The sequence below is a fragment of the Paenarthrobacter sp. AB444 genome (assembly GCF_028736865.1).
GTDB classification, from domain to species: domain Bacteria; phylum Actinomycetota; class Actinomycetes; order Actinomycetales; family Micrococcaceae; genus Arthrobacter; species Arthrobacter nicotinovorans_B.
Map to the genome: position 1 here is coordinate 211,696 of NZ_JAQZBY010000007.1, position 9,949 is coordinate 221,644.

General features: G+C 62.1%; 6 protein-coding genes. 5 read left to right on the forward strand and 1 reads right to left on the reverse strand.

Features of this window, described 5'->3' with window-relative positions:
- Positions 1-50: 50 nt before the first annotated feature.
- Entirely contained in the window at positions 51-1,463 is a 1,413-nt protein-coding gene (locus PQ627_RS11120; RefSeq protein ID WP_274260952.1) for an MFS transporter, read from the reverse strand.
- Between the two features lie 954 nt (positions 1,464-2,417).
- Between PQ627_RS11120 and PQ627_RS11125 the strand changes: the two genes are divergently transcribed.
- From PQ627_RS11125 to PQ627_RS11145, 5 genes are all read left to right on the forward strand, one after another.
- The gene (locus PQ627_RS11125; RefSeq protein ID WP_274260954.1) at positions 2,418-3,491 is read left to right on the forward strand and encodes a hypothetical protein; all 1,074 of its coding nucleotides are present in this window, start codon (positions 2,418-2,420) and stop codon (positions 3,489-3,491) included.
- A 241-nt stretch (positions 3,492-3,732) separates the two neighbouring features.
- Positions 3,733-5,904 (forward strand): S8 family serine peptidase, encoded by a 2,172-nt coding sequence (locus PQ627_RS11130; RefSeq protein WP_274260956.1) that lies wholly within the window; start codon positions 3,733-3,735, stop codon positions 5,902-5,904.
- 84 nt (positions 5,905-5,988) lie between these two features.
- Entirely contained in the window at positions 5,989-6,879 is an 891-nt protein-coding gene (locus PQ627_RS11135; RefSeq protein WP_274260958.1) for an MBL fold metallo-hydrolase, read from the forward strand.
- Positions 6,880-6,991: 112 nt separating this feature from the next.
- Positions 6,992-8,041, forward strand: a complete 1,050-nt coding sequence (locus PQ627_RS11140) for a hypothetical protein (RefSeq protein WP_274260960.1) — start codon at positions 6,992-6,994, stop codon at positions 8,039-8,041.
- A gap of 97 nt (positions 8,042-8,138) precedes the next feature.
- Positions 8,139-9,935 (forward strand): beta strand repeat-containing protein, encoded by a 1,797-nt coding sequence (locus tag PQ627_RS11145; RefSeq protein WP_274260962.1) that lies wholly within the window; start codon positions 8,139-8,141, stop codon positions 9,933-9,935.
- Positions 9,936-9,949 lie beyond the last annotated feature (14 nt).

Here is a 9,949-nt window from a genome sequence, read left to right on the forward strand (position 1 = left end):
TGGAGAAGGACCCCGACTTGAACAATCGGGGTCCTTCTCCTATAAGTTCCTCAGTGCTTGAAGTCTGCCGAGATCTCGGCGAGCGTGCGCCCCTTGGTCTCGGGAGCGAGCCATTGCGAGAGGATTGCGCCGAGGAATGCGACGACGGCGGCCACCACCATGCTGGGACCCATGCCGATGTTGGCGATCGCCCAAGGCAAGGCGAAGGTGCCGAGCGCGGCTCCGATGCGGCTGAAAGCCGCGGCGAACCCCATGCCGACGCCGCGCAGATGACCGGGGAAGACCTCTGCCGGATAGACCTGGGTCATCGTGGTGTAGCCGGCATTGAAGAAGGAGAAGGCCAGGAACAGCGCCAGAACCAGGATGGCCGGTGCGTCCGCCCAGACTCCGATGACCAGCAGGATTCCCGCACAGAGCCACTGCCCAGGGACTGTGAGGATCCGGCGGCCGAGCCTGTCGATCAGTAGAACAGTGGTGACAACACCAGCAGCCGCGAGTGCAGACAGGCCGACGCCGCCGGCCCACCCTCCGCCGAAGCCGAATTGGTTGAGTACCTCGTCGGCGAACGTTGCGATTGCGAAGTAGGGGGTGACTGCGCAGAACCAGAAACCTGCGGTGAAGAGTGTTGTCTTCCAGTATTGCTTGGAGAACAGCATTGAGAAGGAGGCATTCTTGATGGTGCTCCTGCTCTGCGCCGCCTGGGCCTCCTGGAGCATCCTCAGGTTGATCTCTTCGGTGATGCTGTCATGCATTTGCGGTGATTCGACGTACTTGCGTGCGATCGCCAGCGCTTCGTCGCGCCGGCCCTTAGTGATGAGCCAGCTCGGCGATTCGGGGAGGCCGATACGGGCGACGAACAGGACGGCTGCGAGTACAGTGCTCGTGCCGATGACGATGCGCCACGGGGCGCCGGCGTCGTGCAGGAGCGTGCCGATGATGAACGCCATCATGAAGCCGACGTACCAGGCGATCAGAGTCAGCCCGAGCAGTCGCCCGCGGAGCTTGGGAGGGGAGAACTCTGACAGCAGCGGTCCGCCGATTGAGTACTCGCCGCCGATTGCGACGCCCATGAAGAACCGGATGATGGCCAGTTGGATTACTGCGCCGTCTCCGGAGGTTACGAAGAACTGGGCAGCTGAGGCGACCAGAAACAGGCCCATGTCCACGAGGAACATGGGCTTACGTCCGAATTTGTCAGCAGCCCACCCGGCAATCGGGGAGCCGACGAAGATGCCAACCAGCGGACCTGCAGCGATCAAACCCAAAGACAGCGCGTCGAGCTGGAGGTCTGAGCGCATGAGTCCCGTGACCGGGCCGATGATTCCGAGGATGTAGCCATCGAGGAACATACCGCCGATGAAGACAGCGACCAGCCGAAACATGAAGCGGCGTTTGAATGTGGAGCTGGTCTCTTTTGGTACGGGGGCGTCGACGGCGGCCGTCGTCTTGGTCGGGTGGATCATGGAGGTGTGTTCCCTTCTGGCTTCAGCGAAAAACGCTGACGGCACCAGAGCGCCGTTTTCTAGACGTGCGGACAGTCGCAGACCTTAGCGACCAGTGGACGAGGCCGGCTGGCTCGATGCCAGCGGATTGCCGCGCTGGGCCCGCGACGCCGGAGCCACGTTTTGATGCCCGGCACTCCCGCGAGACCCATTGAGATCAGCGCCTCGAACCCGGGCGCATCAAAAATGTGACATACGACTCATATATCAGAACTCTAGGGGTGTGATCGGCCTCGGTCAATAGCCTGAGTGTTAATTAGTTCTCACCAGCGGTGTCTGTTTCTTCGACGCAGCCCTTCGCATCCGAGGCTTCCCCTGCCGTGAGCTTGCTCACTATGACTGGCTTTCACGTCACGTTTTAGGAGCCGACTACTACTTCATAAGTGGTTGCGCATCAGGCGACGAACCCGGCTGACCGGACACAGCCCGGAGTGATCAGCTCTTGATGCCTTCCCATTCGTCTCGCAACTCATTCGATGAAGGAACAAAATGCTTAAGCGATTCGTCGGGGCCCTTGCCGCGACCACGACATTGGCAGCGGGGGTGTTCGCTGCACAGTTTGCAATATCGCCAGCCGCCGTGGCATCGACACCCTCAGTGGCTGCAACTACTTTTGAGGCACCACTGTGTCCGGGGACTACGTTTAGTGAACCTTCCCCCGACACCACGGTCAACGGAACGAATCTGGACAATTACAACAACGGGCTGGTAGTCCCGCTTTACAATTACCAGGGCGAGGGGCCGGAGGGTCTCACCACTCTTCCGCCTCTTTGCGGTACGCGTTACGAAACCGAAGCAGAGGGGGGTCCCGTAGGCGGTGGCCCGGTTAGTGCTTGGATGTTCTGTACTGACGTCATCTTGCACTCGTGCTTCGACGGTCGACCTCTGGACGATGATCCTGAGAAAAATGCCGATATGACCGATTTCCAGCGGCGTGTATTCGCCTACGTTGTTCAGAACGGCTATCAGTACAACGATGGTGTCACCAATAAATTTGTTAGGCCGGACACCGATTCCGCTGATCGATACAGGTTGCAGCGCCTGGCTTGGTGCGTCAAGGACTACGAGTATCTGACCGGCACGAGCATTACCATCTGTGACAATGCTGGTCTGAGTCCTGACAAGATCAACGAGACGTTCGCTTTCCTTTCCCAGCCGTCAGTGCCGCAAATCAGTGTCACGCCGGTTTCCCAGTCGCAGGTCGTCGGGCAGGAAAGCAGGATCACTGTGACCACAAACATCGCAGAGACACCAATCCAGCTCTCCGCGACCAACGGTACCTTTGTGCTGTGCCCCGGAGAGTCTGACGCCGTTTTGAACGGAGATGTCCTGACGGTCAGCACTCCCTCCTCAGCCGGATCCTCGGTGGACGTAGACCTTTGCACAACCAGCCAGGCTGCTGGAACAGTCTCTGTTGACCTCTCGGTTCTGCCGGTGACAGAAGACAGCTTGAACTGGTACAGCAACGGTGACGACAATTGCCAAGTGTTTGCCGTGTTTGCCCGCGCCGAGGCTCAGACGATCTCAGCATCTGCCCAGATCAACTACGGCCTAACGCCGACGCCGACGCCGACTCCGACTGAGTCGCCGACGCCGAGCCCGTCGCCGACGGATACCCCGACTGAGTCGCCGACGCCGAGCCCGTCGCCGACGGATACCCCGACTGAGACGCCGACGCCGAGCCCGTCGCCGACGGATACGCCGACTCAAACCCCGCGGCCGAGCCACTCGGAAACCCCGCGGCCGAGCCACTCGGAAACCCCGCGGCCGAGCGAATCGGGCACGCCGACGAATGGTGCTCCGGTAATTTCCGTTCCTACAACGGACGCTCCGGCAGGCGATTCATCGAAAACCGGTGGCTCCGGCAGCGGTCTGGCCTACACGGGAACCCAGGTTGCTCCCTTCGTTGCGGCAGCTGCGGCACTCTTGGCCTTCGGTATCGTCCTGATGATCCTCGCTCGCCGCAGGGCAGCATCGCGTCACAGCTAACGCCTGACGCTTAGTCTGTGGCAACAGTGCGGCCCGGAAGCTCATGCTTCCGGGCCGCACTGTACCCCGTCACAATCGCTCCATTTACACCAGAGAGCCGATAGTCCGCTTACAATTCTCTGGGGGTCAGCTGGTGGTCTCCAGTTGCCCGCGATCAGCCGTTCAAGGCTGCCCGCGATTTTCCCTAGGATGCCCAGTGAAAAATCCCCGACTCCGCCCTGTAAGAGCCGTTGGCATAGCCATGACCACTCTTCTAATTGGCGCTGGCTTGGCCGTTCAGCCTGCCGCAGCCGATAAGATCGACATCATTCCGAGCACCCCGAAGGTCCTCAAGCCCGCCGCCGACGTCCCCACGGACCAATTCATTGTGGGCATTCGGGACAGCGCCGCCCAAACAGCCGCAGTGAAGGCCGAGAACGCAGCGGATCATGCAGCTACCAAGCTGGGTGTCGCCGCCAAGAGTTCCCGCGAGAATGCCACCGGCGGCCACGTCATCAAGCTCGACGAAGCACTCTCGGGATCTGAAGCCCAGGCCTTCGTTGAAACCCTCCGTGCAGATCCCAACGTGGCCTACGCAGAGCCCGACGCCATCATGCGCCCGACCTCGCATTCGCAGGACTACGGGTACTTGGAGCAGTGGAACCTGTGGGACAACCTTTCCGGCATCCGCACTCCCGGAGCCTGGGACTACAACCATGGCGAAGGCGTAGTGGTTGCGGTGGTGGATACCGGCATCACCAGCCACCCGGAACTCAACGCCAACGTGCTGCCCGGCTACGACATGATTTCCAGTGCTGCAGATGCGCGTGATGGAAACGGCCGGGACCCCGATCCCAGCGACCAGGGTGACTGGGTACCCGCGGAAGAGTGTGAAGCCGGCAGTCCTGCCATGAACTCTTCCTGGCACGGAACCCACGTGGCTGGAATCGTGGCAGCGCTTGGGAACAACAAAATCGGCATCTCCGGCGTTGCTCCAAGCGCCAAGATCCTTCCGGTCCGGGCCCTCGGCGTCTGTGGCGGGTACACATCGGACATCGCAGATTCCATCATTTGGGCGGCAGGTGGCGTGGTTACTGATGTTCCCGTGAACCCCAACCCGGCCAAGGTGATCAACCTTAGCTTTGGCGGCACCGCAGTGTGCTCCGCCACGTACCAGAACGCCATCAATACTGCCTACAACGCAGGCGCCGTGGTTGTGGCCTCTGCCGGAAACTCCAACGTTCCAGCAGCTGACGCGAGTCCCGCAAACTGCCAGAACGTGATTGCCGTGGGAGCCAGCGACAAAACTGGAGCCCGGGCCTCGTACTCCAACTACGGCCCCACCGTGGACATCACGGCGCCCGGCGGCGACATGTCCGTGGACGTCAGCCGTGGCATTCTGTCCACGCTGAACTACGGGACAACCACTCCTGGTGAGCCTGCTTTCGCCTGGATGGAGGGGTCGTCCATGGCCGCTCCCCATGTGGCCGGTGTTGCAGCGCTTCTCATGTCCGCGCAAGGCGGCGCAGTTACCCCTGCCCAGGTGGAGCAGCAGCTCAAGGAAACGGCGCGGCCATTGCCTGGGGGATGCTCCGTCGGTTGCGGCGCGGGCCTGGTGGATGCGACGGCGGCACTGAAGAAGTTCGGCGGGACGGCTCCCGCCATAGCGCCGAACAAGAAGCTCACCGACTTCAACGGTGACGGCACAAGCGACGTTATTGCACGCGATGGCAGTGGGGCACTGTGGCTGTACCGCGGCAACGGCTACGGAGGATGGAAGGGCGCCCGCACCCAGATCGGTGTGGGCTGGAACGGCATGACTTCCATCGAGGCGCCGGGTGACTTCAACGGCGACGGCTATGCAGATGTCATCGCCCGCGATGGCAACGGCGTGCTCTGGCTCTACCCCGGTAACGGATTCGGTGGTCTGCTGGGTGCCCGTCAGATCGGTGCCGGCTGGAACGTCATGACCTCCATCAAGGCGCCGGGCGACTTCAACGGCGACGCGACAGCTGACATCATCGCCCGCGATGGCAACGGCGTGCTCTGGCTCTACCCGGGCAACGGCACTGGCGGTTGGCTGCAGCCGCGTCAGATCGGCGCCGGCTGGAATGTCATGACCGCCATCGACGGCGTCGGGGATTTCAACGGTGACGGCAAAGCTGACGTCATTGCCCGCAATGGCTCCGGCGCACTTCTGCTCTACCCCGGCAACGGCTCGGGTGGGTGGCTTGGTACCAGCCAGATCGGTTCGGGCTGGAACATCTTCAACGCCCTCGAAGCTCCCGGCGATTTCGACGGCGACGGCAAGGTTGACGTTCTCGGCCGCACCACGGGCGGTGACCTGATCCTGTACGCAGGCAACGGCGCAGGCTGGTGGCTGTACTCCGCACAGGTAGGCGCAGGCTGGAACGTCATGACGGCCATTCTCTAAATCCCTGTACCAACGGCTCGGTTCATTCCGCGCTCTCCCAGCTTTCCGTGGGTAGAGTAGAGGCCTGAACATCGCCGGATTGCAGTGGATACGGAGAACGCATTGTCAGCTTGGCTGGAACTTGGACCGGACAACTACGTCTTGGAAACCGAGGGATCGTTACTCAACACCGGGCTGGTGGTGGGCTCTGAGCTCGCCATGGTCATCGACACCGGCTGCGGCCCGCGCCAAGGCCGCGAGATCCTTGCTGCGGTGCGTGAAAAAACCCAGCTGCCGCTGGTTGTCGTGAACACCCACGCGCATTACGACCACTTCTTCGGTAACGCCGTCTTCGCTGACGACGGCGTTACCGAGTTTTGGGCGCACGCCAACTGTGCGGCCACTATCGAACGCGACGCCGATAACCAGCGACGCTTCGTGGCCACCAACGAACCCGAGATGGCAGCGGGGGAGGGCGACGCCGTCGAGATCGTCGTCCCGAACGCGCTCGTCCGCGACCAGCCTGTGCTGGTTGACCTGGGGGGCATCACTGCAACGCTCTTCTACCTGGGACGTGCCCACACGGACGGCGACCTGCTGGTAGGAACCAGCACCACCCTTTACGTTGGTGACCTCGTCGAACAGGGAGCGCATCCTTCATTCGAGGATTCCTACCCGGAGGAGTGGGCTGATGCCCTGCGGCACATTTCCGCCCTGCGTCACCGTTATGAGTTCCTGGTCCCGGGCCACGGAAAACATGTCAGCGACGAGTTCGTCAAGACCATGGCCCACACCATGAGCACCGCGGTTCGCCAGGCAACCCAGTCCATCCGTGACATGCCCTCTGACGCAACCAAGGCCATTCCCGTGCTTCCATACGGCCCGGAACAGTCGCGTTGGTTCATCAAGAGGCTCCAGGAAACCAACGCCCATGGCCGCACCACCTTGGGAACGGCGGACTTCGGCCCGAGTGAGACGGGTTCCTACCCTTCGTAACAAGGTTCCTTACAAATTTGTCATCTTGTTTACTCCCAGGCATGGACTAATGGCGTAAGACCGTCTTAGGATGAATTCGACCATTGGTTCGCGACTACCTGGGGGTGTCGAGATGAGCGGTTCACGCGTTTTCCCGCGTGCTGCCAGCATTCTCCGCTCTGTCATGGTCGCGGGCGCAGGCACCGCCATCTGGATGGCACTCTCAGCCACAGCCGCCGATGCGAACACAGGCTCGGACAAGAACCTTTTGGACAGTGTCACATCGTCCAGTTCCATCACCGTCCCGGTGCCCAACGTTCCTCTCCCGGCCTCTGTCAAAGGGTTGCTGCCGGCTGATCTGGTCAACGTTCCCGTCCCCGCAGTCACTCCCGTGGTTCAGCACGTGGCCGGCGCGGTGGATGATGCAGTGGGCGCCGTCCCGGTAGCCAACCAAATTCTCCCCGCAAACACAGCGGGAACCATCGTGAACACCGTGGTGACACCTGTCACCGATCCTGTGGACCAAACCGTCAACGTAGTGGTTCCGCCGGTGAACTCCCTCGTGGAACCGGTGCGTTTGGAGCCGGTCACTGACGCAGTCAACCCGGTTGTGGAACCCATTGTGGGCGTCGTGGACACCGTCCTGCCGCCGCTGGACACAGTGGTTCCGCCCATCACGATTCCACCTGTTGTGGTGCCACCGGTTACGGTCCCTGACTCCGATCTGCCTGGCATTCCTGGCGCGGATGCTTCAGTAGCTCCGGCCTCCCCGGACGCGGGCACCGAGCCATCAGCCGGCGTCGAAAGTTCTCCGGAGCCAACCGGAAGCAGCCTGGCTGTGCAAGCCGAACAGTCCTCTGAGGCCGGGCTCTCGGTGGACGCGTCGTGGCTGGCCAACACGCGGAACTTCGGGCCCACAGGCATCACAGCGGTGCTTGGCGGATCCTCCCCTGTTGCCGATCCTGCGGCCCCGTCCGGGCTGCCGGGCGACTTCGACGCCCTCCCCTCCGGCCTCGCCGGCAGTGGTTCCGGTGCGTCCTCCAATGGGCCGCCAAACCCGGCGGCAGCATTTCTTCACGACGCACTGATCATTCCCGCTGACGCACTTCCTGGCCTCGCGACGGCCAGCGATGAACAACATCCAAAGCCGGTCTCATTCGACCCCGGCTCATCTCCTGACTAGTTCCCCTGCCTTGCTGACCAGCTTTAGCGGCAGACGGCTCGACAGACGATCCGTGATTGGACGTCTCCGGAAACTAGATCTTCAGGAGAAACACACCATGAACACGACCATTCGCAAGTGCCTGATCGGCACCTGCTTTGCCGGGGGCATGATTGTCCTCAGCGCCACCGCGGCAAACGCCGCAGATACCACCAGCGGCAGCGACGGACTCCTTTCCGGCACGCAGGTGGTGGCGCCAGTAACAGCGCCAGTCAGTCTCGGCGCAACTTCTTTGGGCCTGGCAGGGGACTCGGCAGCAACCAGTTCGGCAGCACCCGCTGCCGCTTCGGGTTCAGCGCCCGCCACCACCACCGGTTCCAACGGCATCGGCTCCGGAACACAAGTTGTCGCTCCGGTCACGGTGCCCGTAAGCCTGGGCTCGTCGTCAGTGGGTCTGCTGGGGGGCTCCACTGCGACGAGCTCAGCCACACCTGCCGCCCCCGCTGGGTCAACAAGTTCGACGCCGACAGCCACCACAGGCGGCGGCGACGGTATCGCCTCAGGAACCCAAGTTGTGGCACCGGTGACGGTTCCCATCACGGTTGGGTCGACGTCGGTCGGCGTCCTGGGTGACTCGGCAGCCACTTCGGGAACAACAGCTCCTGCACAGGCCCCGGCGCCTGCTTCATCGGGTGCTTCCACTTCCGGTTCTGACGGCATTGGTTCGGGGACGCAGGTTGTTGCTCCTATTACTGCTCCGGTGAGCGTTGGTTCGGTCGGGGCTGGGGTGTTGGGTGATTCCTCGGCTACCTCGGGTTCGACCGGCACCGCTGGAAGCGCTGGTGGCTCAACCGGTACCACTTCGGGTGCCAGCACTTCCGGTTCTGACGGCATTGGTTCGGGGACCCAGGTTGTTGCTCCGATTACTGCTCCGGTGAATGTTGGTTCGGTCGGTGCTGGTGTGTTGGGTGATTCCTCGGCTACGTACGGTTCGAACGGCTCCACCGGTGGCTCAACCGGTACCACTTCGGGTGCCAGCACTTCCGGTTCTGACGGCATTGGTTCGGGGACCCAGGTTGTTGCTCCGATTACTGCTCCGGTAGGCGTTGGCTCCATCGGTGCTGGAGTGTTGGGTGATTCCTCGGCTACGTCCGGTTCGAACGGAACGTCCGGCGGCACGGCTCCTGCTTCATCGGGTGCCAGCACTTCTGGTTCTGACGGTATTGCTTCTGGGACCCAGGTTGTTGCTCCGATTACTGCTCCGGTGAGCGTTGGTTCGGTCGGGGCTGGGGTGTTGGGTGATTCCTCGGCTACGTCGGGTTCGACCGGTTCCACCGGTGGCTCAACCGGTACCACTTCGGGTGCCAGCACTTCCGGCTTTGACGGACTCCTTTCAGGTACGCAGCTGATCGTTCCGATCACCGCTCCTGTCACCATTGGCTCGACCTCGGTAGGCATCGGTGGCGGTTCTACCGGCAACGTAACCCCTCCTGTTGTAACCCCTCCGGTAGTTACGCCTCCTGTTGTCACCCCTCCGGTAGTTACGCCTCCCGTTGTCACCCCGCCGGTAGTTACGCCTCCGACCGAGACCCCGATCACCGGAAGCCCCTCGACCGGTGGAGAAACCGGTGTTGATGAGCCCATCGGTGGCGCCGTAACAGGTGGCGCAACGAACAGTGGCGCTACTAACGGTAGCCTCACCGGCGGAACCATCCAGACCGCGGGCAGTGTTCACTCACTGGTTACTACCCAAGGTTCCGTGACCGCGGCAGCCTCCACCGCCGTCGGAAGCGCCAAGACCTTGGCTGCAACTGGTCTGAACAACAGCTTCGTACTCTGGGCAGGAGCAATGCTCCTCATGGGCCTGGTACTGACCGCCCTTGGTCGTCGGAAGGCAGCAGCCAGCCGTCGCTAGGGCTGAGCGGTAAA